Annotated in this window: 26 protein-coding genes; 17 read left to right on the top strand and 9 right to left on the bottom strand. The window is 68.5% G+C overall.

Annotated features, from left to right (window positions below):
• Nucleotides 1–5 precede the first annotated feature (5 nt).
• Entirely contained in the window at nucleotides 6–1007 is a 1002-nt protein-coding gene (locus AB0F77_RS10860; protein WP_361944821.1) for a LacI family DNA-binding transcriptional regulator, read from the bottom strand.
• Nucleotides 1008–1230: 223 nt separating this feature from the next.
• Between AB0F77_RS10860 and AB0F77_RS10865 the strand changes: the two genes are divergently transcribed.
• The 6 genes from AB0F77_RS10865 to AB0F77_RS10890 all read left to right on the top strand — a co-directional run bounded on the left by AB0F77_RS10865 (nucleotide 1231) and on the right by AB0F77_RS10890 (nucleotide 6706).
• A complete protein-coding gene (locus AB0F77_RS10865; RefSeq protein WP_361944824.1) occupies nucleotides 1231–1995 on the top strand; it encodes an ATP-binding cassette domain-containing protein in 765 nt (254 codons plus the stop codon).
• 2 nt (nucleotides 1996–1997) lie between these two features.
• A complete protein-coding gene (locus tag AB0F77_RS10870) occupies nucleotides 1998–3029 on the top strand; it encodes an ABC transporter permease (RefSeq protein WP_361944827.1) in 1032 nt (343 codons plus the stop codon).
• Nucleotides 3030–3104: 75 nt separating this feature from the next.
• Nucleotides 3105–4100 carry an ABC transporter substrate-binding protein gene (locus AB0F77_RS10875; RefSeq protein ID WP_361944830.1) on the top strand — a complete coding sequence of 332 codons (996 nt, stop codon included), beginning with the start codon at nucleotides 3105–3107 and terminating at the stop codon, nucleotides 4098–4100.
• Nucleotides 4101–4179: 79 nt separating this feature from the next.
• Nucleotides 4180–5103, top strand: a complete 924-nt coding sequence (locus tag AB0F77_RS10880) for a DUF4432 family protein (RefSeq protein WP_361944833.1) — start codon at nucleotides 4180–4182, stop codon at nucleotides 5101–5103.
• A 32-nt stretch (nucleotides 5104–5135) separates the two neighbouring features.
• Nucleotides 5136–6182, top strand: a complete 1047-nt coding sequence (locus AB0F77_RS10885; protein ID WP_361944836.1) for a class I mannose-6-phosphate isomerase — start codon at nucleotides 5136–5138, stop codon at nucleotides 6180–6182.
• Between the two features lie 44 nt (nucleotides 6183–6226).
• Nucleotides 6227–6706 (top strand): diadenosine tetraphosphate hydrolase, encoded by a 480-nt coding sequence (locus AB0F77_RS10890; RefSeq protein ID WP_361944839.1) that lies wholly within the window; start codon nucleotides 6227–6229, stop codon nucleotides 6704–6706.
• 149 nt (nucleotides 6707–6855) lie between these two features.
• Here the strand turns inward: AB0F77_RS10890 and AB0F77_RS10895 are convergent, their stop codons facing one another.
• A complete protein-coding gene (locus AB0F77_RS10895; RefSeq protein ID WP_361944842.1) occupies nucleotides 6856–7707 on the bottom strand; it encodes an alpha/beta hydrolase in 852 nt (283 codons plus the stop codon).
• Nucleotides 7708–7945: 238 nt separating this feature from the next.
• On the opposite strand from AB0F77_RS10895, the gene AB0F77_RS10900 reads away from it, so the two are divergent.
• Entirely contained in the window at nucleotides 7946–8473 is a 528-nt protein-coding gene (locus AB0F77_RS10900; protein WP_361944845.1) for a cupin domain-containing protein, read from the top strand.
• Nucleotides 8474–8674: 201 nt separating this feature from the next.
• Here AB0F77_RS10900 and AB0F77_RS10905 read toward each other — a convergent pair whose 3' ends face one another.
• A complete protein-coding gene (locus AB0F77_RS10905) occupies nucleotides 8675–9013 on the bottom strand; it encodes a helix-turn-helix domain-containing protein (protein ID WP_361944848.1) in 339 nt (112 codons plus the stop codon).
• A gap of 406 nt (nucleotides 9014–9419) precedes the next feature.
• Between AB0F77_RS10905 and AB0F77_RS10910 the strand changes: the two genes are divergently transcribed.
• From AB0F77_RS10910 to AB0F77_RS10930, 5 genes are all read left to right on the top strand, one after another.
• A complete protein-coding gene (locus AB0F77_RS10910; RefSeq protein ID WP_361945135.1) occupies nucleotides 9420–9953 on the top strand; it encodes an AAA family ATPase in 534 nt (177 codons plus the stop codon).
• Between the two features lie 334 nt (nucleotides 9954–10287).
• Nucleotides 10288–11364 carry a MerR family transcriptional regulator gene (locus tag AB0F77_RS10915; protein WP_361945138.1) on the top strand — a complete coding sequence of 359 codons (1077 nt, stop codon included), beginning with the start codon at nucleotides 10288–10290 and terminating at the stop codon, nucleotides 11362–11364.
• 24 nt (nucleotides 11365–11388) lie between these two features.
• Nucleotides 11389–11901, top strand: coding sequence for a hypothetical protein (locus AB0F77_RS10920; RefSeq protein WP_361944851.1), 513 nt, complete (start codon nucleotides 11389–11391; stop codon nucleotides 11899–11901).
• Nucleotides 11902–11946: 45 nt separating this feature from the next.
• Entirely contained in the window at nucleotides 11947–12300 is a 354-nt protein-coding gene (locus AB0F77_RS10925; RefSeq protein ID WP_361944854.1) for a hypothetical protein, read from the top strand.
• 20 nt (nucleotides 12301–12320) lie between these two features.
• On the top strand, nucleotides 12321–12758 hold the full coding sequence (locus AB0F77_RS10930) for a hypothetical protein (RefSeq protein ID WP_361945141.1): 438 nt from the start codon (nucleotides 12321–12323) through the stop codon (nucleotides 12756–12758).
• 25 nt (nucleotides 12759–12783) lie between these two features.
• On the opposite strand, the gene AB0F77_RS10935 is transcribed toward AB0F77_RS10930, so the two are convergent.
• Nucleotides 12784–13683: an aminoglycoside phosphotransferase family protein gene (locus tag AB0F77_RS10935; RefSeq protein ID WP_361944857.1), complete on the bottom strand. Its 900-nt coding sequence runs from the start codon at nucleotides 13681–13683 to the stop codon at nucleotides 12784–12786.
• Nucleotides 13684–14021: 338 nt separating this feature from the next.
• On the opposite strand from AB0F77_RS10935, the gene AB0F77_RS10940 reads away from it, so the two are divergent.
• Nucleotides 14022–14576, top strand: coding sequence for a DoxX family protein (locus AB0F77_RS10940; RefSeq protein ID WP_361944860.1), 555 nt, complete (start codon nucleotides 14022–14024; stop codon nucleotides 14574–14576).
• 91 nt (nucleotides 14577–14667) lie between these two features.
• Nucleotides 14668–16176 (top strand): aldehyde dehydrogenase family protein, encoded by a 1509-nt coding sequence (locus AB0F77_RS10945; RefSeq protein WP_361944863.1) that lies wholly within the window; start codon nucleotides 14668–14670, stop codon nucleotides 16174–16176.
• Nucleotides 16177–16247: 71 nt separating this feature from the next.
• Here AB0F77_RS10945 and AB0F77_RS10950 read toward each other — a convergent pair whose 3' ends face one another.
• Genes AB0F77_RS10950 through AB0F77_RS10965 form a run of 4 tightly spaced genes read right to left on the bottom strand, consistent with a single transcriptional unit; the run spans nucleotide 16248 to nucleotide 18946 of the window.
• On the bottom strand, nucleotides 16248–16487 hold the full coding sequence (locus tag AB0F77_RS10950; RefSeq protein WP_361944865.1) for a tautomerase family protein: 240 nt from the start codon (nucleotides 16485–16487) through the stop codon (nucleotides 16248–16250).
• 1 nt (nucleotide 16488) lies between these two features.
• Nucleotides 16489–17265, bottom strand: a complete 777-nt coding sequence (locus tag AB0F77_RS10955) for a fumarylacetoacetate hydrolase family protein (RefSeq protein ID WP_361944868.1) — start codon at nucleotides 17263–17265, stop codon at nucleotides 16489–16491.
• Nucleotides 17262–18059 (bottom strand): fumarylacetoacetate hydrolase family protein, encoded by a 798-nt coding sequence (locus AB0F77_RS10960; protein ID WP_361944871.1) that lies wholly within the window; start codon nucleotides 18057–18059, stop codon nucleotides 17262–17264. The genes AB0F77_RS10955 and AB0F77_RS10960 overlap by 4 nt, the downstream gene beginning before the upstream one ends.
• Nucleotides 18056–18946, bottom strand: coding sequence for a VOC family protein (locus AB0F77_RS10965; RefSeq protein WP_361944874.1), 891 nt, complete (start codon nucleotides 18944–18946; stop codon nucleotides 18056–18058). Before AB0F77_RS10965 ends, AB0F77_RS10960 begins: the two co-directional genes overlap by 4 nt.
• Nucleotides 18947–19114: 168 nt before the next feature.
• Here AB0F77_RS10965 and AB0F77_RS10970 point away from each other — a divergent pair, with 168 nt between their 5' ends.
• Genes AB0F77_RS10970 through AB0F77_RS10980 form a run of 3 tightly spaced genes read left to right on the top strand, consistent with a single transcriptional unit; the run spans nucleotide 19115 to nucleotide 21952 of the window.
• Nucleotides 19115–19843 (top strand): class II aldolase/adducin family protein, encoded by a 729-nt coding sequence (locus AB0F77_RS10970; RefSeq protein ID WP_361944877.1) that lies wholly within the window; start codon nucleotides 19115–19117, stop codon nucleotides 19841–19843.
• Nucleotides 19843–21264 (top strand): aldehyde dehydrogenase, encoded by a 1422-nt coding sequence (locus tag AB0F77_RS10975; RefSeq protein WP_361944880.1) that lies wholly within the window; start codon nucleotides 19843–19845, stop codon nucleotides 21262–21264. Before AB0F77_RS10970 ends, AB0F77_RS10975 begins: the two co-directional genes overlap by 1 nt.
• Before the next feature lie 40 nt (nucleotides 21265–21304).
• The gene (locus tag AB0F77_RS10980) at nucleotides 21305–21952 is read left to right on the top strand and encodes a PadR family transcriptional regulator (RefSeq protein WP_361944883.1); all 648 of its coding nucleotides are present in this window, start codon (nucleotides 21305–21307) and stop codon (nucleotides 21950–21952) included.
• 49 nt (nucleotides 21953–22001) lie between these two features.
• Here the strand turns inward: AB0F77_RS10980 and AB0F77_RS10985 are convergent, their stop codons facing one another.
• Nucleotides 22002–22790, bottom strand: a complete 789-nt coding sequence (locus tag AB0F77_RS10985) for an IclR family transcriptional regulator (RefSeq protein ID WP_361944886.1) — start codon at nucleotides 22788–22790, stop codon at nucleotides 22002–22004.
• Nucleotides 22791–22842: the final 52 nt, after the last annotated feature.

A 22842-nucleotide genomic window follows, 5' to 3' on the forward strand; every position in this document is an offset into this window, starting at 1 on the left:
CCGGGTCAGCCCGAGAGGCGAGCGACCGACTCCCGTTCGACGAGGTCGGCGGAGAAGCGGACCGGGCTGCTCGGGCCCGTGACCGTTCCGTTGAGCGCGCCGAGCAGGGTGTCCACGGCCGCCGCTGTCATGGCCTGGACCGGCTGGCGCACCGCGGTGATCGGTGAGGGGACCCACCTCATCCAGGGCACGTCGTCGAAGCTGATCAGAGAGACGTCGTCCGGGACCTTGACGGAGGTCTCGGTGAACACGCTGAGGCATGCTTCGAGCACGATGTTGTTTCCGGCGAGGATCGCGGTCGGGTTCCAGGCCAGTGCTTCGCGGACGGCGTCGACGGACTCCTCGTGGAGGTACGAGGGCGCCTCGACGACGGTCATGTCGCTGACGAGGCCGAGGTGTTCGGCCGCGCGCAGGGCGCCCTGGGCACGCTCGATGCCGGTTGTGGTCTCGTGTGGGCCCGTGACGACGGCGATGCGCCGGTGGCCGCGCTCGGCGAGGTACTCGACGGCGGTCTGCGCCGCGCCGGCGTTGTCCAGCAGCACGGCAGGGCAGTCAAGTCCCTCCGCGATCCGGTCGAGTTGGACGATGGGGATCCTGTCGTTGCTGAGCCCCTTGAGGGCTTCGTGGTTGCGTGGTGTCGGCGTGATGAGCACACCGGCCGCACGCATCTCGCGAGCTCCGCGCAGCGCTTCGAGTTCGAGTTCGGCGTCCTCGTCGCTGCTGGCGACGAACAGCCGGTAACCCGCGTGCCGCAGGGCCTCCTCGGCGGACCGCGCGATGGTGGCGTAGAAGCTGTTCTCGATGTCGGAGATGATCAGCGCGACGGACGAGGTGCGACTCTTTCGCAGACTGCGGGCCACATCGTTGGGGACGTACTCCAGCTCGCGCGCGGCGGCGAGCACGGCTTCGCGTGTCTTCGCCGACGCGTAGCCCTTCCCGGACAGCACGCGGGAGGTGGTCATCACCGAGTAGCCGGCACGGGCTGCGACATCAGCGAGTGTGACCACGGGAGTTCGTCCTCGCCTTCTTGTGCCGGCCGTTCGGTCCACGGCCGCGATTCCGGGATCGTACACCGGTGTCGACGGCCCTCCTCGGAAACGTGTGGTGCGCGAAGGGGTGGCAACGGTTCAGGGATGTGTTAACGTCACCACCCATCCGATGTGGTAACGATAACACTCGGCCATGTGGTAACGATAACAGTCATGCCTTGCGACGGCGGAAGGACGACGAATGGCGACGCGTACAACGACGCCCCTGCTGCAAGCCACCCAAGTCACCAAGAGCTACGGGCACGTCCAGGCGATGCGCGGCGCGGACTTCACGGTTCATCCCGGGGAGATCGTCGCCCTCATCGGGGACAACGGGGCGGGCAAGAGCACGTTGGTCGGCATCCTGTCGGGTGCGACGAGCCCCGACAGCGGCACCATCGTGTACAAGGGCACACCGGTCCGGTTCTCGGGCCCCACGGACGCACGCGACCAGGGCATCGAGACCGTCTACCAGGATCTGGCCCTCGCTCAGGACCTGGATGCCGCGGCCAACCTCTACCTCGGCCGGGAGCTGCCCCGACGTGGGGTGCTGGGGAAGATCGGTTTCCTCGACAAGGCCGGGATGCGCACGTCCGCCCGCCGTGAACTCGCCGGCCTCGGTGTGCAACTCAAGGACGTCGCCGCACCGGTGGCGACCCTGTCCGGTGGTCAGCGCCAGTCGGTCGCCGTGGCCCGGGCCGCGATGTGGGCCAAGGACATCATCTTCATGGACGAACCGACGGCGGCGCTCGGAGTGGTCCAGACACGACAGGTCCTCGACCTGATCCGCCGCGTCAAGGACGCGGGCATCTCGGTCGTCCTCATCAGCCACAACATGCCCGACGTGCTGGCCGTCAGCGATCGCATCGAGGTGCTGCGGCTCGGCCGGCGAGTCGCGCAGTTCAACACCCAGGACGTCGGCGTCGACGACCTCGTCACCGCAATGACCAGTGGAACAGCGGAGTGACCATGAACGCCCCCCTCATGACCACCGATCTGCCCTCGACCGAGGCCGACGACACCAAGCCGCACGGCTCCCCGCTGAGGGGGCTCCTCGGCAACGACACCTTCCGGATCTTCCTGGCACTCCTCGCGCTGATCGTCGTCTTCTCCGTCCTGCGACCGGACGCCTTCCCGACGGTGAACAACGCGCTGAACGTCCTGTCCGACGCCGCCGTCCTGCTCGTCCTCGCGGTCGGCGCCACGTACGTCATCGTCACGGCGGGCATCGACCTGTCGGTGGGAGGCGTCCTCGTCTTCTCCAGCGTGACCTCGGCCCTGACGATGACGGCGATCGGCGGCCAGTCCGCCGGCACACTCCTGGCAGGACTGCTCGTCGCCCTCGTCTCGGGCGCGACGTGGGGACTGGTCAACGGCGTCCTGGTCGCCCGAGCACGCATCCCCGCACTCATCGCGACGCTGGCCACCATGGGCGCCTCACTGGGCGTGTCACTGCTCATCACCGGCGGCGTCGACGTGCGCGACGTGCCCTTCTCCCTGGTCGAGTCCGTCGGCTCCGGCACCTTCATCGGGATACCCGTGCTCGTCTGGATCTCCGCCCTCGTCGCCGTGGTGTTCGCCGTGATGCTGGCTCAGACCCGGTTCGGCCGCTACACCTACGCGATCGGTTCGAACCCCGAGGCGCTGCGCCGCACCGGGGTCAACAACACCGCACACCTGATCAAGGTCTACGCACTGGCGGGAACCCTCGCGGGCCTGGGCGGCTATCTGTCCGTCGCCCGCTTCGCGACCACCACCCTCGGCGGACACTCCACCGACAACCTCCAGGTGATCACCGCCGTGGTCCTCGGCGGCGCCAGCCTCTTCGGCGGGCGGGGAGTCGTCGCCGGCACGGTCATCGGCGTCTTCATCCCCGCCGTGCTCCAGAACGGCTTCGTGGTCCTCAACATCAGTCCCTACTGGCAGCAGGTCGCGATCGGCGCCGTTCTCGTCGGCGCGGTCTGGCTCGACCAGATGCGGCGACGCGCCACCTCCCGCTGATCCCTCACCCACGGCTGATCCTCCCGCCGATCCCTGACCCACGGCTGATCCCTCACCCACGCAAGGAACACGATCATGCTCCGTCCCCGGAACCTCACCGCCCTCGCGGGAACCGCCGCCATCGCCCTCCTCATGACCGCGTGCGGCACCACCGGCCAGTCCTCCCCGAGCGGTCAGCTCGACAAGGGCGATCTCAAGGGGGCCACCATCGCCTTCGTCCCCGGCGTCAACGACCCCTTCTACATCTCCATGCAGTGCGGCATCCAGGCAGCCGCCGCCGAGCAGGGCATACGGGTCAAGACCCAGATCCCGCAGCAGTTCGAAGCGGCCGTCCAGACACCGGTCGTGAACTCCGTCGTCGCCGCACACCCCGACGCCCTCCTGGTCGCACCGACGGACGGCCAGGCCCTCATCCCGCCGCTGCGACGGGCCACGAGCGCGGGTATCCCCGTCGGACTCGTCGACACGACGCTCCAAGACCCGTCGCTGGCCTTCACCAGCATCGCGACGGACAACGTCGACGCCGGCGGCCAGGCCGCCGAGACACTGGCCAAGCTCATCGGGGAGCGGGGCAGCGTCCTCGTGATCGCGTTCCAGTCGGGCGCCACCACCTCCGACCAGCGCCAGAAGGGCTTCGAGAAGCGCATCGCCGACTACCCCGGCATCCACTACATCGGCGCACAGGTCAACAACAACGACCCGGCCAAGGCCGCGTCGATCGTCTCGGCGGCACTCGCCGCCCACCCCAACCTCGCGGGCGTCTTCGCGACCAACGTGTCCGCCGCCCAGGGCGCGGCGACGGGAGCGCGGAACGCGGGCGCCCAGGGCAAGCTCAAAATCGTCGGATTCGACGCAGGCGCCACCCAGGTCGAGCAGCTCAAGCGCGGTGACGTGCAGGCACTCATCGCCCAACAGCCGGAGCAGATCGGGCGGTTGGCGGTCAAGCAGACGATCGCCCAACTCACCGGCGAGGACGTCGACAAGAAGATCGGCACCGACACCGTCGTGGTGACGCGGGACAACCTCGACAAGCCCGAGGTCAAGCGGGCCCTCTACCGCGAGTCGTGCTGACGTGACATCCGGTACCACCCCGTTCCGGGAAGACCTCCTGGGAACGGTTGGCCAACTCGCACGTGTCGACCGGTTCGTCGTGACCGACGGCCCGGCACACGGCACGCGCGTACTGCGTCTGGTCAACGGCGGTGGGCTCGAGGTCGAGTTGCACGCCGACCGCGCGCTCGACCTCGGGCGAATCACCTACCGCGGCCGCCCGTTCGCCTGGCTCTCACCCATGGGCTTCACGGCCCCCGGGCTCGCCGACCCCCATGACGAGGGCTGGCTGCGCACGTTCGGCGGCGGACTCCTCACCACCTGCGGACTCGACACGTTCGGCGACCCCAGCACCACGACGGACGGTGTCCGGTACCCGCAGCACGGCCGGATCGGCGCCCTCCCCGCAAGCGTCCTGTGCGCCGAGGTCACCGACGGCCAGGTGATCGTCCAGGCCGAGGTGCGCCAAGCCGCGCTCCACGGCGAGCACCTGCGCCTGCACCGAACGGTCCGCTCCGAACTCGGCTCCAGCAGCCTGACCTTGACCGACGTCGTCACCAATGAGAGCGCCGTACCGCAGCCGCACATGGTGCTCTACCACGTCAACCTCGGCTGGCCGCTGCTCGGCCCCCGGACGGTGCTGACCTCCCCTGCCACGGACGTGGAAGCGGAGAACGACGCCGCCCGGGCGAGCGGCCGGCCGTGGAACGCGCTGCACGAGCCCGCTCCCTATGCCGACAGCCTGGTGCACCTGCACCGGCCGCCGGACACCCAGGAGAACTGGACGGTGAGCGCCACCAACCCCGACAACGCCATGCGGCTCGCCCTGACGGCGTCCCACCGATCGCTGCCCTTCCTGCACACCTGGAAGAGCCTGCGCCCGGGCCAGTACGTCGTCGGGATCGAGCCGGCGAACGCCTCCGTCATGAGCGGCCGGGCCGAGGCCGAGGCCCGTGGTTTCCTGCCGGTGCTCGCACCCCGTACGTCCGTGCGATACGACCTGTGTTTCGACCTCGATGCCTGAGTTCCGCCCCCACATCCGAAGGACACCTTGGTATGCCCCTGTCGCCGATCCTCCTGTCGCCGAACCAGCCGCCCCGTCCTTACCGCGGCGGAGCCGGCATCTCACGTCTCCGCGGCAGCACCGCGCCCGACGAATACCGGCCGGAGGACTTCGTCGGGTCGGTCACGACGATCTTCGGTGAGGAGCACGCCGGTCTGACCGACCTCCCCGACGGACGCACGCTACGACACGCGATCGCCTCCGACCCGGAAGGATTCCTCGGCCCCCACCATGTCGCCCGGTTCGGTTCCCAGCCGGAACTCCTGGTCAAGCTCCTCGACACCGCCGAGCGCCTGTTCGTCCACCTCCATCCCGACGACGCCTTCGCGCGCCGGCACCTGGGACTGGCCCATGGCAAGACGGAGGCCTGGGTGGTCATCGGCACTCGCGACACCGACGATCCCTACGGAGCAGGGGGCGCCCATCTAGGCTTCCGCAGGGCCGTCTCGACGGCGGAGGTGCGCGCGTGGGTGCACGGCCAGCACGCCGCCGACATGCTCGACGCCATGCACCACGTGCACGTCGAGCAGGGCGACACCATCCTCGTACCCGGGGGCACACCACACTCGATCGGTGCCGGCATCACCGTCGTAGAGGTCCAGCAGCCCACCGACCTGTCGATACTCCTCGAGTACGACGGTTTTCCCGGCCTCGGCCGCGAGCAGGCGTTCCTCGGCCTCGACGAGTCGCTGGCCCTCTCGGCGCTCGACCGCGGGCCCCTCAGCAGGGGAGACCTGACCGCCCTGATCCGTTCCGGAGCCACGCGGCTCGACACCGAGGGAGTCACCTCCGTCCTTCCCGCGCAGGCCGACCCGTTCTTCCGCGTCGAGGCCATCAGGTGCTTCAGCCGTGTCGACCTCGACCCCGGCTACTCGATCCTCGTGGTCCTCGACGGCGAGGCCCGGCTGACCACGGAGACCGGAAAGCTCGACCTGGCGCGCGGCTCGACCGCACTCATCCCGCACGCCGCCGGCCACCTCGCACTCGACGGCACGGCCACCGCACTCCGTTGCCGACCGGCGGCAGCGGCGGCGGGGTGACGGCGACGCGGAAGGCATCGTCGAACCGTGGGTAGGTTCGGGTCATGACCGGTGAGTGGAGGATGGACCGGATCGGGGCCGCTCTGAGGGGCGAGAATCCGACCGTGCTACGGCGGCTCGAGTCCGGCTTCGCGGTGATCGGCGACGTTCAGTTCCTGCCCGGGTACTCGGTTCTCCTCGTGGACGAGCCGGGTGTGCAACGGCTGTCCGACCTGCCGAGGACCAAGCGGCTTTCGTCCCTGTCCGACATGGACCAACTCGGCGAGGCCGTCGAGCGGGTCTGCCGACGACTGGACCCCGACTTCCGCCGGGTCAACCTGGAGATCCTCGGCAATACGGACCCGTTCCTGCACGTCCATGTCTGGCCACGGTTCGAGTGGGAGCCGGCCGAATTGGTGGGTGGGCCGGTGTGGCTGTATTCGCGTGAGCGGTGGAGCGAGGAGCGGTTCAGGCTCGGTCCGCAACACGTTGTGCTGCGGGATGCGGTAGGCAGTGAACTGGACGAGTTGCGTTTGAGGCGCTGATCGAGCGGGCCCGGCGAGGCAGCCGTGGCACCGGACGCCACGGCTGCCGGCACCCGGGAGGCCGGCGTCGTCGTGCTGACCGGTGATGCCGGAATGTTCAGCCGATGCCGGTGAGCCACACGTCTGCCTCCCGCGTCGTCGTGTGGCGCTCAGGCGGTCAGGAAGGGCAGGATCTCCGCGAGGAGCGCCTGTGGGTTCTCCTCGGCGATGTAATGTCCGGAGTCGGGAATGGTGACGTACTGGGTGTCCCGCGCGCGGCCTTTGAAGCTTCGTTTCATCAAATCCGTGTTCTGGCCGCCCGCGATGGCGAGAACCGGCGCTTCCAACGGTGCGTAGGAATCATTGTCCGCGGTGTCCTGAAAAAAGTTCTGAAAGATTCCCATGGTCGCTCGGATCGCTTCCGGGGTGTTGTACGCGTCGGCGTAGATCTGCCGCGCTTCCTCGCCGATGTTCTCAGGGCGCAGAGCGAGGTTGCTGATCGCAAGGTCGATCAAGCGGCGTCCATTTCCTGCCAGCAGGGCCACTGCCATGTCGTTCTCCGCGAAGAACATGGGGTAGTAGAAGAAGTTGGGTGTGCCGGGTGGCGTGAAAAGAGGCACCGACAGGTTGAATTCCGGGCTGAACGGGGTGCCTTCCCACATGACGAGTTTTCGGGTGGCCTCCGGGAACTGGGCGGCGAAGCTGTACGCCACACCGCCGCCGATGTCGGCTCCCGCAAGATCGACCTGGTCGTACCCGAGTTGGCGGATCAACTCGTACACGTCTCGCGCCATGTTCTTCTTGTCATATCCGTCGACCGGCTTGTCGGACTGGCCTTGACCTCGGTATTCCACGGCTATCACCGTGAAGTGACGAGCCAGCTCCGGCATGATGTGCCGTAGCGCGTACCACGTGCGCGGCCATCCTTCCATCAATACGAGGGGCCGCCCGGTTCCTCCCCGGACGTAGTGAAGCCGCGTTCCATTCACGGCGGCATGGCCTTCGGTGAATCCGTCGAGCATTGTCCGACTCCTTGCGAGAGATGATTCGTGATGCTAGAGGCAAGGGTCCGGTCACTTCAAACGATCCTCAGGTCACTTCGATGTGACCAATTGAATCCGAACGGGAAGGTGGCGTGACCGATGACCGATGACCGATGACCGACGGCGAGGGCGCGACGCTGGAGTGACGTGGAGAGTCACCTCGGGGTGACCCTGGGGTCGTTTGAAGTGACCGTTCCTCGCCGCGTATAAGACGGCTATGAGTATTGTGGAATTTGACGCGGATTCCGTTGACCCGCGTTACACGAAGCGTGGTGCCCTTCACGTCCCGGCCGGTGAGGGCCTGAGCGTGTGGTCCACGGGCGACATCTACACCGTCAAGCTGCTGGGGTCGGTCACCTCGGGACGCTTGTCGTTCATCGAGGCGTCGGTGCCTTCGGGTTCGGGCAGCGCGGTGCTGCCGCATGTGCACGAGCACCGCGACGAGTCCTTCTACCTGACCTCAGGGGAACTGGAGTTCCTTGACGGCGACCACAAGTTCATCGCGCGTCAGGGCGACTTCGTGCACGTCCCCATGGGCATTCGGCACAGTTTCAAGAACGTCGGTGTCCAGACCGCCAAGATGGTCTTCATGTTCAGCCCGGCGATACCGGACGAGGCATTCACGAAGTACTCCTCACCGGCGATCCCCGGGGAGCCGCCCATGCCACTCGACCCCGGGCAGGTCGAGCAGTTGGCACAGAAGGCGAGGGAGTGGGGCGACATTCCTCTGCCTGACCTGCCGTGAGGCCCGGGCGGGAGAAGGCTGTTCGTTGAGTGGACCGTCAGTGCGACGAACTGATCCAGAATGCTGAGCCGCCGCCCGCGGTCGAACGTCTCGCCTCATCGCGGGAGGCGGCCCGGAATACACCACCCCGGCGCCGCCTCCTGCGTCTGTCTCTCGTGTGCAGGGGTCTTGCCCAGGGCTCAGCGCCAGCTGGTCGTTCGATCAGTCACCGGTGACTTCAGGATTGTCGAAGACCTCCCGATGTGACCGGATGGCGTCCTGGTTGTCGGCCGCCCAGGTGGCGAGAGCGAGAACCGGACCACTTAAGGAACGCCCCAGGTCCGTGACGGCGTACTCGACGCGCGGCGGGATCTCGGCGTAGATCGTGCGTGAGATCAGGCCGTCTCGCTCAAGTGCCCTCAGGGTGATGGTCAGCATCCGGCGGGAGATGCCCGGCACGATGTTCAGCAGGTCGGTGAACCGGCGGGGTCCTTCACCGAGGACACCGATCAGCAGCAGGCTCCACTTGTCACCGATCCGGTCGAGTACGGAACGGAACATTTCGGGATCGTGCTCGATGCACATGGCGCCCACAGAGCGCATGGCTGTGTCGATATCGGCGGCTCGACCCATTGGTCCTCCTGGTAATCGGCAAGTAACCAAGGCCCGGTTCAAGCGACTTGTCACCGGACCGTACGTCAGTAATCGTGAGTAACCGATGGGTCGAGCGAGAAATTCCGGATGCCGGCAGGACCCGGAAGCAACTCACCTGGCACTGACGGGAGTTGTTGGCCTGGGCGCGCTGCGGCTGTCGTACCTCTGTTTGTACGCGTGGGAGCAGCTGGTGCGTGTCATCGCACAGCGGCGCGGCCAGGAAAAAAATAGGTCACCCGTCCGGGCGTCTCCGCCGCCGGTGTCCGGGAACGTCCCTGCGCTGTCACCGGCCGTCGATAACGTGACGACCGTGATGGTGGGAACCGAAGAGACCCGGCTGGTCGTGCTGCGCGGCAACAGTGCCTCGGGGAAGTCGTCCGTCGCGGCGGGCCTGCGCGAGCGGTTCGGCCGCGGCCTGGCCGTGGTCGCCCAGGACAACCTCCGCCGCATCGTGCTCCGCGAGCGCGACCGGCCCGGCGCCGCGAACATCGGCCTGATCGGCCTGACCGCCCGCTACGCCCTGGACGCCGGATTCCACGTCGTGATCGAAGGCATCCTCTACGCCGACCGCTACGGCGACATGCTCACCGAGCTCCGCGCCGACCACCGCGGCCCGACCCACGGCTACTACCTGGACGTCCCGTTCGGTGAAACCCTCGCCCGGCACGCCACCAAGCCGATCGCCGACGACGTGAGCGAGACGCAGCTGCGCGACTGGTACCGGGAGCGCGATCTCCTGCCCTGCGGCACCGAAACCGTCATCGGCGCGGACAGCACCCTGCACGAGACAGTCGACCACATCATGCTCGACACCGGCCTGGCCCACTTGCCGGCCACGGACCGCTGACCGAGGCCCCGCTACTTCGTGGGGATACTGCCGTCATGACCCTCACCCTCACCCTCACCCAGCAACTCGCCCGTGTCCCGGCGGCGTATCTTGCCGCCTGCCGCAAGCCAGCCGGAACATCGCCCGATGGAGACCCCCGCTGGGACGAGTTCTACTTCGAGGCGGCCCAGCGGCACTTTCTCGTCCTGCTCTGGTGGAACTTGGCCCCAGGGCCTCGCCCAAGTCGGCTCACGACGGGCACTTGGGGAATTATGTGGCCTTCAGGCCGGGTGAAACGCCGCCTCGGCCGGTCCGGTGTTGACCTTAAAGTTGGTTGAAGCTCGACGATGGCGGGGTGCCGAACTCTGAGTTGATGCCGATCGGGGTCTTCGCCCGACGCACCGGACTGACCGCAAGCGCCTTGCGCTTCTACGCCGACTCCGGGCTGCTCCCTCCTGTTGAGGTCGACCCGGTCTCCGGCTACCGCTACTACGGTGCTGACCAGGTGGCACGGGCAGCCGCGCTGCGTCAGCTCCGTGAGATTGCCATGCCCCTCACCGCTGTCGAAGTGGTCCTCGACGCCGAGCCCGATGAGGCGTCCCGGCTGATCGACGTGCATGTCGCGAAGGTTCTCGGGGACGCGGCAGTGCTGCTGCAGAAGGTCGCATCGATCAAGTCATCGCTCACGGATGTGCCGAGTCTGTCGATTGCTGCGCTGAAGGGCCCTGTTCTGGCTGACGCGATCGAGCAGGTCCTGACCGCGACCGTGCGTGAACCGGGTATGCCCGTACTCGGCGCCCTGCGCATCGAGGTGACACAGGAAGCGGTCACGCTGATCGCAACGGACCGTTACCGCCTCGCCATTCGGACCCTGGTTCCGGCCGAAGCAGCAGCCGCAACCTGGGCTGCCACGGTCGACGGTGACGAACTGCGGGCTGCCGTCGCGGATATCCGCCGTAGCGCACTGGTGCGGATCGAGGCGACACCGCACGGGCTCTGGCTCCGCATGGCAGACCGAGGAGACAGGCACTGCCGACTGCTGTCGGAGGAGTTTCCCGACCACCGGCTGATGCTCGCGTCGCTGCCCGAGGCCACGACCCGGGTGACGGTGTCGAAAGATCTCCTCCTGCGAACCCTGGAAGAACACCCAGGAGCGCGGATCACGCTGAGGGTGACCCATCAAGGTCTGAATGTCCTGGCGACGGAGGCAGAGCCAGAACCCCTCGGCGTCCCGCTCACGGCCACCGTGACGGGGCAGGGCCTTCAGATCTCCTTCGAGCTGACCACGCTGTATCCGGCCGTCAGCACCGCCATCGGCCCCGACGTGATGCTCGACCTGCGGGGACCGGACCAGCCCGTCACGATCCGCTCCGCCGACCGCGGCGACCTCACCACCCTGGCCATGCCCATCAAGCTCGACCACTCAGCCTGAGCAAGAACGACGAGGAGCAACACCATGAGCGCCACTCCCACCAGCCCCGACACGACCATGGAAGCCATCAGCCAAGCCGTCATGGAAGGACGAGCCGGCGACATCGTTTCCGCCCGCCAGAAGCTCCTGGCCTTGTGGTCCACGATCGGCGTCACCGGCGACCCGTTGCACCGCTGTACTCTCGCGCACTACCTGGCAGACCTCTGCGAAGACCCTGCCCAGGCTCTGGCGTGGGACATTCGTGCACTGGACGCTGCCGACGCCGTGACCGAGCAGCGCGTGCAGCAGCACCACACCAGCCTTCACATCGCCGGCTTCTATCCGTCCCTACACCTCAACCTCGCCGACAACTACCGCCGCCTCGGCTCCTTCGAGGCAGCTACTGAGCACATGACCGCGGCCAAAAAGCATGCTCCCCACCTTCCCCAGGATGCGTACGGGGCCTTCCTCCGTACCGCCCTCGATGAGGTGGCAGAGGCCATCTCCCGGCGAGACATCACCAAGCGAGCCTCCGTCGTTGACCTCGCTGAGTACTGAAAGTTGTTCGACAGTCCATCGCCGCAGATGGCAGGCTCCCGCCCCATGGAGCTACTCGACGTCCTGACGGAACTTGCCCGTTCGGGGCGTCTGGGGCCGGTCTCGAACGGCGCCGCCTGGGGTGCGGTCACCGAAGCGCTCGGCGCGCCCTTTGAAATGGCGGACAGCGTTGAACTCCCTGTGGGGCTGGTCGAGAAGCGGGCGTTCATCGGCCACCCACGGCAGCTGTACACGCCCCTGACCTTCGACAGCCAGTGTGCAATCCAGGCCACCCCCTCCGGAGTCGTCTTCGTTTTTGAAATCCCGGAAGGAGAAGACCCCATCCTCAGCGTCGCTGGTCCCCGGCCCCACCACCATGAGTGTCCGGCCGCCACGCGCAGCAGTGTGATGCCTTCTTGACGGAGTTCGGCGGCCTGGCCGTGCAGATCAGCGGGCCGGGCATCACTTGCGCCAAGACCCCCTTCGACTTCGACCCCGACAACCTGATCGGTGAGGAGGATCGCTTCGCCGATTGGAGCGCAACATCCAGGCGCGCAATCTTCCCCATCACAGCTCCCGAGACCCCTGCCAGGCGTCCGAACCGCGCCTCAGCCCAACGGTCCCTCCCGGCGGGTCACACGATTGCTGAAGATCAGCCGATCGGCCCGCTGCTGACGCAGCATGGAATCCGGAGTTTCAACAGGACTTACTGCTGTCGGAGCGACTCGACCTACAGCGGCGCGGCGACGGTGGTTGGTGCTGGTACAGCTCGCCGACAGCCGATCTCGCCACGACTCGAGGTCTGTTCGCCGCAGGCGCCTACACCCGGCTGGGCCGACCAGGGTTCCCGGCCCGCCGTATGGTGGCCTCTTCCATGAAGCGGTGTGTCTTCGTCTCGGTTGCCTAGCCGATGAGGGCCTCGGTGATCTGGCGGGTGGTCTGTGCGGCGACCCGGGGGTTGACGGCGGCGTAGTAGGTGTAGGCGTTCAGGGCCGTGGCCAGCGCCCAGCCGCGGCCTCGGATCCAGGTGGCGTCGTCCACGCCGAGCGCGGCGCGGAAAGCGGCTCGGCTGTCGGCCGACATCAGGGTGAAGGCGATCATCATGTCGCACGCCGGGTCGCCGATGCCGAGCCCGCCGAAGTCGATGACCGCGCTGAGGCGGCCGTCGACGGTCAGCAGGTTGCCGGTGTGGAAGTCGCCGTGGAACCAGACCGGTGGGCCGTCCCAGTCGGGGGCGCTCAGCGCCGCCTCCCACAGCTCGGTCATGGCCGCGGCGTCGAACGCGCTGCCGACCTCCGCGATGGCGGCCCGCGTCGCCCGGTCCCGTGCGACCAGCGGCCGGACGGTGAGGTCCTCGCGGGCGCGCTGTGCCGGGATCTCCTCGGGCTCGAACCGCTGGAGAGCGGTCAGGAACTCGGCCAGTTCGACGGCGGCCTCGGACGAATCGGCCAGTGCCTCGACAGTCGCCACCTCGCCGTCCAGCCAGCGGGAAACCGCCCACGGCCACGGATAGCCGAAGCCGGGCTCTCCCACCCCCACGGGCACGGGGACGGCCAGCGGCAGGTGAGGGGCGAGCCGCGGCAGCCACTCGGACTCCTTCCGGGCCTGCCCGACGGCGTCGGCATGGCGGGGCAGCCGGACGGACAGCTCCTCGCCCAACCGGTAGATCACATGGTCCGAGCCGGCCGGGTCGAGCAACTCCAGGTGCAGCTCGGCCCACTGCGGGAACTGCGTGTCGACCAGGCGCCTGACCAGCGCGGCATCAATCGTCGGACGGGCGTCCGCGACCCTCTCGGTTGTCAACAGCAGCTCCCGGACTCGGCCCGCCCCGTGCGGCGCGCAGTTGGGGCCATCACAGTGCGTCGCGGGTCACCTGTCGACCGGTTTTCTCCGCCGACCTGACCGCTCCGGCAGAGTCTGCCGGTGGGGGACGGCCCCGACCCTGAGTTCCGCACGCACGGCAATCTCTTCGCCGTCCGTCGGCCCTGGAGGTATGCCGGACCGGGTCGACCGCCTTCGTCGGCCGTCCAAGGTGTCCTTCAGGATGCGGTACCCCAGTGAATCCTTGACAGGTATATCGATACCTGTATGGTTCTTACCATCGCATGTTTGAACTCTAAAGTGTGTTTGTGGAGGTAATCATGACGTTCACTCAGGCGCGAGTGTCCGAGTCCGGTGCGCGCACGTACTCCGGCTCGGATTCGTCTCGTCCCGCGCCGCACGACGTGGGGCTTCTCCTGCTGCGTCTTGTCCTCGGGACGGCACTCGTCGCCCATGGAGCACAGAAACTCTTCGGCTGGTTCGGCGGCGGAGGAATCGACGGCACGGCGCAGTTCTTCGAGGCCAGTGGCTATCCGGCAGCCCGCTTCCTCGCCGTTGTGGCAGGACTCATCGAGACCGCGGGTGGCATCGGCCTGGCCCTGGGGCTGCTGACGCCGCTCGCCGCTGCCGCCGTTCTCGGCGACATGATCAACGCGATCGGAGTCAAGTGGGGCGGTGGCTTCTTCGCCCCTGAAGGCGTCGAGTACGAACTGCTGCTCGCCTGTGCCGTCGGCGCCCTGACCCTCTCCGGTCCCGGCCGGATCGCGGCCGACCGCTCGCTCCCGCTGCTCCGCGAGCACCGGCTCGGCTACGGGGGCGTCGCCCTGCTCGTCGGGGTGGTCACCGCGGCGATCTTCCTCGTCATCCGCAACTAGGAACCACGGAAGGTCACGTCCCGGCCCGTCCGTCCCGCCGCACGCCTACGGCAACACCCGCACATCGTCCACACGAAAGGGCAGTCACACCATGTCTTCCTCGACCAACACCGCCGTGACGGTGCCGGATCCCAGCACGCTGGGTCTGGACGACGTCTACGGCCCCCTCATCAACGGCGAGTTCGAGCCCGTACAGGGCGCCACGTTCGACGCCGTGGCTCCGGCGACCGGCGTCCTGCTGGCGAAGATCGCCCGTTGCGGCGCGGACGACATCAACGCCGCGGTGGCGGCGGCCCGTGCCGCGTTCCCCGCCTGGCGGGCCCTGTCCTACGAGGAGCGGTCGGCGCTGCTGATCAAGTTCGCCGACGCCCTCACGGAGCACGCGGAGCGCCTCGCGGCCATCGACGCCCTGGACATCGGGCGGCGCCGGTTCGAGACCCGGCTGGACTACCAACTGGCCGCCTCCCAGTACCGCTACTTCGCCGGAGCGGTCCTCACCCACGAGGGCATGGGCCGACCGATGCCGGGCGGATACCTGGTGGCCAAGCGGGAACCGCACGGAGTCTGCGGTCAGATCATCCCCTGGAACGTGCCCGCCATCATGACGTCGTTCAAGCTCGCGCCGGCCCTCGCCGCGGGCAACACCGTGGTGCTCAAGCCGGACGAGAACGCCTCACTGTCCACCCTGGAAGTCGCGAAGATCGCCGCGGAGATCTTCCCGGCCGGCGTCGTCAACATCGTTCCCGGTACCGGGGAGGAGGCCGGCGCCGCGCTCACCGCGCACCCGGGCGTCGACAAGCTGGCCTTCACCGGCAGCACCGAAGTGGGACGCCTCGTCGGCATCGCGGCGGCCAAGCGGCTGGTGCCCGCCACACTCGAACTCGGCGGCAAGAGCCCCAACATCGTCTTCCCCGACATCGAGGACGTCGACGCCGTGGTGGACAACGTGCTCTTCGGCGGGCTGTGGCACAACGGGCAGGCGTGCTTCGGCGGCACCCGGCTCTTCGTCCACGACGACATCTACGACACGTTCGTGCCGCGTCTGGCCGAGCGCGCCCAGTCCCTCACGATCGGCGGCCCGTTCGACGACACCGCACGCTTGACCTGCCTGGTGTCCGAGAAGCAGGGCAAGCGCGTGCTCGAGTACATCGAGGTGGGCAAGAAGGAGGGCGCACGGCTGCTCACCGGCGGCGAACGCGTGGCCGTCGACGGCAACGAGCACGGATACTTCATCCAGCCCACGCTGTTCGAGGCGACCAACGACATGCGGATCGCCCAGGAGGAGATCTTCGGCCCGGTCATCTGTGTGATCCGCTGGAACGACGTGGACACGTTGGTGAGGGAGGCCAACGACACCGAGTACGGTCTCGCGGCGGGCCTGTACACCCGTGATCTGAAGAACGCGATGGACACCGCGGACCGGCTGGACGCGGGCTCGGTGTGGATCAACTCCTACGCCAACCTCGTCCCCGGCATGCCGTTCGGCGGATACAAGAACAGCGGGCTGGGCCGGGAGTACTCCCACGAGGCCCTCACCATGTACAGCCAGCTCAAGGCCATCACCATCCAGTACGAGGTCGGACAGCCCTGGTTCGCGTGAACCGGAACACAACAAGGGTGTGGCCGCGCGGAACACCGCGCGGCCACACCCTTGTGTTCCAGCAGCCGGGTTCAGGAAGCCGTGTCCTCGGGCTCCCGGACGGAGGCGACGGCGTCGGCGCGCCGTCCGCGTTCCTCCAGGGTCGTTCCGCCGCTGCTCCACAGAGCGGGCGGCACTTCCGTCAGCAGCACCCGCACGGACGCGGCCGGCACACCGAGGCTCGCGCACACCGCTTCGTGCACGGCCGTGAGGCAGTGGCGAAGCTGCTCGGGGGTGCGGCCCTGTGCCACCGAGATGTTCACGATGGGCATGTCAGCCTCCCACCACGACGCGGCCGAGGGTCGCGAAGTCGGCTGACACCGAGGTGCCCGGGCCGAGGGGGACCGCGTCCGTCATGCCTCCGGTCAGGACGATCCAGCCCCGGCGCAGGGAGTGGCCGCGGCGGCCGAGGGCGTTCGCCGCGAGGGCCAGCGCCTCGGCCGGGTGGCCCTGGACGGCGGCGCCGGTCGCCGTGTCGACGACGGTGCCGTCCACCTCCAGGGCACAGGACTCCAGGGACAGGTCGAACGCCTCTGCCGACCGCGCGACGGGCCCGGTGACGAAGCTCCCCGAGGACGCGTTGTCCGCGACGACGTCGGGGAGGGTGAAACGGAAGTCCCGGTAGCGGCTGTCGATGATCTCGACGCCGCTGAGGACGCGTTCGACGGCGGTGATGGCCGTCGCCGCGGTCACCCCGGGGCCGGTGAGGTCGCGGCCGAGCACAAAGACGATCTCCGGCTCCGCACGGGGGTGGATGAACGCGTCGAGGGGTGCGGGCTCACCGGCCGGCAGCACCATGGCGTCGGTCAGCCACGCGGTCAACGGGGCGTCGACGTTCATACGGCGCTGCTTGGCGCGGGAGGTGAGCCCGAGCTTGACGCCGATCAGGGTCTCGCCGCGTTCGAGCCGCAGGCGCAGGGTCTCGTCCTGGACCCGGTAGGCGGTGGCCAGATCGAGTTCGGGCCACTCGTCGCTCAGCGGACCGCCCTCGGCGCAGGTGTCCTCCCGCGCCAGCAACGCGCGTGCGGCACGTTCGACGTCCCAGCTCATACGATCACCTTCCGCTGTTCCACGTGGAGACCGAGATGGCCGAGTCCCTGGAAGTCGGCACTGAGTGTGCTGCCCGGTCGCAGGGGGACGGCCGCCGTCAGGGAGCCGGACAGGACGACCTGTCCGGTGGTGAGCCCCGTGCCGAGGGCGCCGAGGGTGTTGGCGAGCCAGACCAGTGCGTTGAGGGGATGGCCGAGCACCGCGGAGCCATTGCCGGTGACCACCACCTCCGGGCCGTCCCGGAGGACGCAGCCGAGCCGGGACAGATCGTGCTCCCGCGGGTCCGCCCCGACGGCACCGAGCAGGTAGGCCCCGGAGGAGGCGTTGTCCGCCACCGTGTCGGGAAGGGCGATGCGCCAGTCCCGGACGCGGCTGTCGATGATCTCCAGAGCCGGCAGGACATGGCCCACGGCGGCGAGCGCGTCGCGTGGGGTGAGTCCGGGTCCCGCCAGGTCGGCCTTGAGGACGAAGGCGATCTCGGGCTCGACGCGCGGGGCGATGAAACGCCCTGGGTCGATACGGCCGTCCACCACCTCCATGTCGTCGTAGAGGTGGCCGAAGTCCGGTTCCCGCACACCCAGTTGGCGCTGCATGGCGGCCGAGGTGAGGCCGATCTTGTGCCCGGTGACACGGGCACCGGCCGAGGTGCGCTCGCGCACCTGGGCGAGCTGTACGCCGTACGCCTCGCGCAGATCGAGACCGGGGAAACGCTCGGTGAGCGGGTCCACCTCGGTGCGTTCGCGCGTGGCGTCGAGCAGTTCGCGGGCGAGGGCGGTGGTGTCGAAGGTGGTCATCGTCCGTCGTGTCCCGGGGCGAGCTGGGGCTGGGTGGTGACTCTCCTCGTGGGGCCGCGCCACAGGTCGACGGCGTCCGGCTCCGAGGGGTCGAAGTACCGCGGGCGCCAGGCCTGTTCGTCGGTGATGCGCCGTACACCGTAGGAGTACTCGTAGGTCAGGCCCTCGGGACCCTTGAAGTACAGGAAGATCGCCGTGGACTGCGGGTGCCGACCGGGGCCCATCTCGATCTCTACGCCGTTCTCCACGAGGAAGTGCCAGCTGCGCATCACGTCGTCGATGGACTCGACCTGGAAGTTCATGTGGCACAGGCCGGGTTCGTCGCCCTGGAAGACGGCCAGCTTGTGGTGGACGGGGTCGAACCGCATCAGACAGGCCTTGTCGCCGATCCAGTCCGAGACCCGCATGTTGAACAACGACGACCAGAACCCGTACGCCTCACGGACATCGGGGGCGTCCAGGCACAGGTGGCCGAACTCCGTGATGCCGGCCGTCCTGCCGAAGCGGACCGGGCCGGGCAGGGTGACCTGGTCGACCACGAGATCGACCAGGTTGCCGAACGGGTCCTCGAACGTCAGGTAGTCGCGGACCCGTCGACTGCGTGCGCCGTCCGGTGTGCCCCGTACGACCTTGACTCCGGCCCGCTCCAGCTCCGACTCGGCGGCGGCGAGGGAGTCCTCGCCCGGCAGGCTGAGACCCGACGAGATGACGCCGCTCTCGCCCTCGACGAACGCCAGACAGTGGTGGCGCTGGTCGGCGCGCAGATAGGCCACGCCATCGGTCTCCTCGACGAGTTCGAGTCCGACGATGTCGACCGCGAAGCGGACGGCGGTGGCGAGGTCGGCGCTGCCCGACCGTACGTAGGCGATGTCGCGAATCTCGATCACGGCCGCACCCCGATGCGCAGGGGAAACCTCATGACTCTCCTTCAGGTTCGTCCGTCACTGAAAATGAGAATGCAATTACAGGAGACTACAGGTATATACATACCTGTCAATGATTCGGGATCTCCCGATCCGTTGACAGGTATATGTATACCTGTAATCGTTGGTGGTGTGAGCCTGGACAAGATCAGCACAGACCTCGCCCGAGCCGGCCGAGCCCTGGCCGCCGCGGGACTCGTCAACGCCTTCGGCCATGTCAGCGCCCGCGAGCCCGACGCCGCGGCCCTGTTCATCACGCCCCCGGAACCGCTGGGCCGACTCGGCGACGACTCCGTGTTCCAGCGGATTCCGCTGGAGGGCGGGACGTTGCCCCAGGGGGTCCCCAAGGAGGCGTGGATCCACCGCGCCGTGGCGGTCGCGCGACCGGACGTGGGAGGAATCTGCCGGGCCCAGCCGTTCTACGCCACCGCAGCCGCCGTCGCGGGCATCCCGATCCGGCCTCTGCACGGCCAGGGAGCCCTGCTGGGCGGCATCACCCCCGTGTTCGAGGAACCACGCCTGGTCCGCGACCCGGAGACCGCCTCTGCCCTGGCCGGCACCCTGGGCCCGGCGCACAGCCTGGTGATGCGCGGCAACGGCGCGATCACCGTCGGCCGCACCGTGGGTGAGGCCGTGGCCCGCATGTGGGTGCTGGAGGAGTCGGCACGCCTGGCTCTGGCCACGGCCTCCGCCACCGTCTCCACAGCCCCGCCGACACCGCTCACCTCGCCCGAGAGGCATGCGTGGGAGGCGGCGGGCACCGAACTGCTCGATCGGATCTGGAACCACCTGACGTCGGTCTCCGACAGCCCTCCCGCGCTCGCGGCGGGCCCGGCCACACCCAAGGAGTACGCACTGTGATGATCCGTCATGTCATCGACGGTCAGGAGACCGACTCGATCGACGGCGCCACCTTCGACGACGTCGACCCCTTCACCCGAGCCGGCTACGCCACGGTCGCCCAGGCGTCGGACAAGGACGTCGACCTCGCCGTGGCCGCCGCACGCCGTGCCTTCGACACCGGTCCGTGGAGCCGCATGGGCTTCACCGAACGCGGCCGGATCCTGCACCGGTTCGCCGACCTCGTCGAGGAGCACGCCGACGAGCTCGCCAGGGCGGAGGCCCGCGACATGGGCAAGCCGGTCAGGGCCGCGGCCGGACACGACGTACCACGTGCCGCGGACAACCTGCGGTTCTTCGCCGACCACGCCCGGCTCAGCAGCTCCGAGAGCCTTCCGTCCGACACCGGGCACCACGTCTACGTACGGTACGAGTCGGCCGGTGTCGTCGCGGCGATCGCACCGTGGAACTTCCCCCTGATGCTGGCGACATGGAAGATCGCACCCGCGCTGGCCTGGGGCAACACGGTCGTGCTCAAGCCCGCCGAGGACACGCCCCACTCGGCCGCGCTCCTGGGCCGGCTCGCCCTCGAAGCCGGCGTCCCGGCGGGCGTGCTCAACGTCGTGCTGGGCCACGGCCCCGTCGGCGCGACCCTCACCCGGCACCCGGACGTGGACCGCATCACCTTCACGGGTTCCTCGGCGACCGGACGGGCCATCAGCGCGGCGGCGGCCGCCCACCTCACGCCCGTCAGTCTGGAACTGGGCGGCAAGGGCGCCGCCGTGGTGTTCGACGACGCCGACCTGGACAACGCCGTCGAGTGGGCCGTCAAGGCGGCCTTCGGCAACAGCGGGCAGGTGTGTCTCGCGGGCTCCCGGCTGTACGTGCAACGCGGCGTCCACGACGAGTTCCTGCGCCGCTTCACCGCCGCCGCGAAGGCGATGAAGCTCGGTGACCCGTCCGCCCGGGACACGGACATCGGCCCCCTCGCGAGCGAGAAGCACTTCACCAAGGTCACCGGCTACCTACGGGAAGAGGCCCTGGGCGGCGGGCGGATCGTCACCGGCGGCGTGGACCGGGGCTGGTTCGTCCGGCCCACCGTCGTGGTCGACGTACCCGCCGACGCTCCGCTCCAGCGCGAGGAGGTCTTCGGCCCCGTCGTGACCGTCACCCCGTTCACCACCGAGGAGGAAGGCGTCGACCTCGCCAACGCCACCCCGTACGGGCTGTCGGCGATGGCCTTCACGGAGAACCTGCACCGCGCGCACCGTGTGGCGGCCGCACTGCGCAGCGGCAACGTGTGGATCAACTGCTTCTTCGTACGCGATCTGCGGGCGCCGTTCGGCGGGGTGGGGGATTCGGGTACGGGACGGGAGGGAGGTACGTTCAGCCGTGAGTTCTTCACCGAACCGAAGTCGGTGACCGTGCAAGTGACCAGGTGACGGCGGTGTCGTCGGCGGGCCGGAGAGTTGGGGATCGATCATGTCACTGCAGCATGCGCTTCTGGGAGTGCTGGAGGCTCGTCCCATGAGCGGGTACGACCTCGTGCGGTTCTTCGACGGGTCGTCGCGATGGATCTGGGCGGCACCGCAGAGCCAGATCTATCCGACGCTGCGGCGCATGGAGGAAGCGGGCCTGATCCAGGGCGACGACGAGGCCCGCGGGCCACGGCTGACCCGAACCGTGTACACGGTCACACCGGCAGGTCTCACGGAGCTGCGGCGCTGGCTCGAGCTACCGGGGAAGCCCACGCCGGTGCGGGACCACATGCTGCTCCAGGCCCTCAATTTCGACATGATCGATCCGCAGGCCGCCCACGAGGTACTGGACCGGTTCATCACCGAACAGGATAAGGAGGCCGAGGAGGCGGAGGCCCACCGCGACCGCCTGCTGCACCGCGACACACCGCTGCTCCGCGAGCGGCTCTCCCGCCGTGACCCGGCGGACCACGAACGCATCGTCCGGCTCAAGGCGCATGTGTTCGACGGCCTGGCGGCCGTCGCCCGCACCCGAGCGGAATGGGCACGGCAGGGCCAGCACCTCCTCAGGGAGGACTACGGGGAAAACCCGCAGGACGAACGTTCCGAAGGGACCGTCGGGAAGAGCGGTCCGGACGCGGAGCGGGCCTGAGGTCGTGTGGCCCATCGCTCACACGGTGACGGCGGCTTCGACGGGAGGCTCACAGCGCGGAGCTGGGGCACCGGGGATACAGGCGCCGGGTGAGGGCCGCGGCTGCTGCCCGCACCGCGGTCTCGGCGTGGGCGACGTCGAAGCGGGTGCTGCGCCCGCTGACGGAGAGTGCGGCCACCGCGGTGCCGTCATTGGCCAGGACGGGAGCGGCGGCACAGGCCAGACCCGGACGGCACTCCTCCAGATCGGTGGCGGAGCCGCGCGCGGCCACGGCGGCCAGTGCCGTGCGCAAGGCTCCGCCATGGCGGATGGTGTGGGACGTCAGCCGTTCCAGAGGGCCGGACAGCGCCCGCATCCGTACGTCGGCGGTCGCGTGTGCCAGGAGCGCCTTGCCCAGAGCCGTGGCATGGGCCGGCATGCGGCCGCCCACCCGCGAGGGCAGCGCCGGGCCGGCCGGACCATGCATGATGGCCAGGTAGAGCACGTCCCGGTCGGAGAGCTCCGCCAGGTGCACCGAGTGGCCGGTCGTATCGCGTAGGCGAGTCATGATGGGCACGGCGCATTCGCGGATGACGTTCTCGCGAGCGACCAGATGGCCCAGTTCGAAGAGCCGGACGCCGAGCCGGAACATCCCCTCATGGTGTTCGAGCAGGCCATGACGGGTGAGTTGGAGGGCCAGCCGGTAGGCGGTGGGCTTCGGCAGCCCGGCCCGTCGGCCCAGCTCCGACGGGCCGATCCAGGTGTCCTCCAGCGCGAACGCCGTGAGCAGGGCGGAGGCCCGGTCGAGCACCGACGCCCGACCGGTGTCGCCGACTGCGTCGGAGGGTGCAGCGGTCATGTCGTCCTCTCCTTCTCGACCTCGCCTGTGTCTCACCAGTGCGGGGTGCTGA

This window comes from Streptomyces sp. NPDC026672, assembly GCF_040638185.1.
In the GTDB taxonomy this organism is placed as follows: Bacteria; Actinomycetota; Actinomycetes; order Streptomycetales; family Streptomycetaceae; genus Streptomyces.

Bases quoted from the DNA above. Each gene is read 5' to 3' on its own strand.
- AB0F77_RS10865 (WP_361944824.1), top strand. From the start codon at position 1,231: ATGGCGACGCGTACAACGACGCCCCTGCTGCAAGCCACCCAAGTCACC.
- AB0F77_RS10870 (WP_361944827.1), top strand. From the start codon at position 1,998: ATGAACGCCCCCCTCATGACCACCGATCTGCCCTCGACCGAGGCCGAC.
- AB0F77_RS10875 (WP_361944830.1), top strand. From the start codon at position 3,105: ATGCTCCGTCCCCGGAACCTCACCGCCCTCGCGGGAACCGCCGCCATC.
- AB0F77_RS10885 (WP_361944836.1), top strand. From the start codon at position 5,136: ATGCCCCTGTCGCCGATCCTCCTGTCGCCGAACCAGCCGCCCCGTCCT.
- AB0F77_RS10890 (WP_361944839.1), top strand. From the start codon at position 6,227: ATGACCGGTGAGTGGAGGATGGACCGGATCGGGGCCGCTCTGAGGGGC.
- AB0F77_RS10895 (WP_361944842.1), bottom strand. From the start codon at position 7,707: ATGCTCGACGGATTCACCGAAGGCCATGCCGCCGTGAATGGAACGCGG.
- AB0F77_RS10900 (WP_361944845.1), top strand. From the start codon at position 7,946: ATGAGTATTGTGGAATTTGACGCGGATTCCGTTGACCCGCGTTACACG.
- AB0F77_RS10905 (WP_361944848.1), bottom strand. From the start codon at position 9,013: ATGTTCCGTTCCGTACTCGACCGGATCGGTGACAAGTGGAGCCTGCTG.
- AB0F77_RS10910 (WP_361945135.1), top strand. From the start codon at position 9,420: ATGGTGGGAACCGAAGAGACCCGGCTGGTCGTGCTGCGCGGCAACAGT.
- AB0F77_RS10920 (WP_361944851.1), top strand. From the start codon at position 11,389: ATGAGCGCCACTCCCACCAGCCCCGACACGACCATGGAAGCCATCAGC.
- AB0F77_RS10925 (WP_361944854.1), top strand. From the start codon at position 11,947: ATGGAGCTACTCGACGTCCTGACGGAACTTGCCCGTTCGGGGCGTCTG.
- AB0F77_RS10940 (WP_361944860.1), top strand. From the start codon at position 14,022: ATGACGTTCACTCAGGCGCGAGTGTCCGAGTCCGGTGCGCGCACGTAC.
- AB0F77_RS10945 (WP_361944863.1), top strand. From the start codon at position 14,668: ATGTCTTCCTCGACCAACACCGCCGTGACGGTGCCGGATCCCAGCACG.
- AB0F77_RS10950 (WP_361944865.1), bottom strand. From the start codon at position 16,487: ATGCCCATCGTGAACATCTCGGTGGCACAGGGCCGCACCCCCGAGCAG.
- AB0F77_RS10955 (WP_361944868.1), bottom strand. From the start codon at position 17,265: ATGAGCTGGGACGTCGAACGTGCCGCACGCGCGTTGCTGGCGCGGGAG.
- AB0F77_RS10960 (WP_361944871.1), bottom strand. From the start codon at position 18,059: ATGACCACCTTCGACACCACCGCCCTCGCCCGCGAACTGCTCGACGCC.
- AB0F77_RS10975 (WP_361944880.1), top strand. From the start codon at position 19,843: ATGATCCGTCATGTCATCGACGGTCAGGAGACCGACTCGATCGACGGC.
- AB0F77_RS10980 (WP_361944883.1), top strand. From the start codon at position 21,305: ATGTCACTGCAGCATGCGCTTCTGGGAGTGCTGGAGGCTCGTCCCATG.
- AB0F77_RS10985 (WP_361944886.1), bottom strand. From the start codon at position 22,790: ATGACCGCTGCACCCTCCGACGCAGTCGGCGACACCGGTCGGGCGTCG.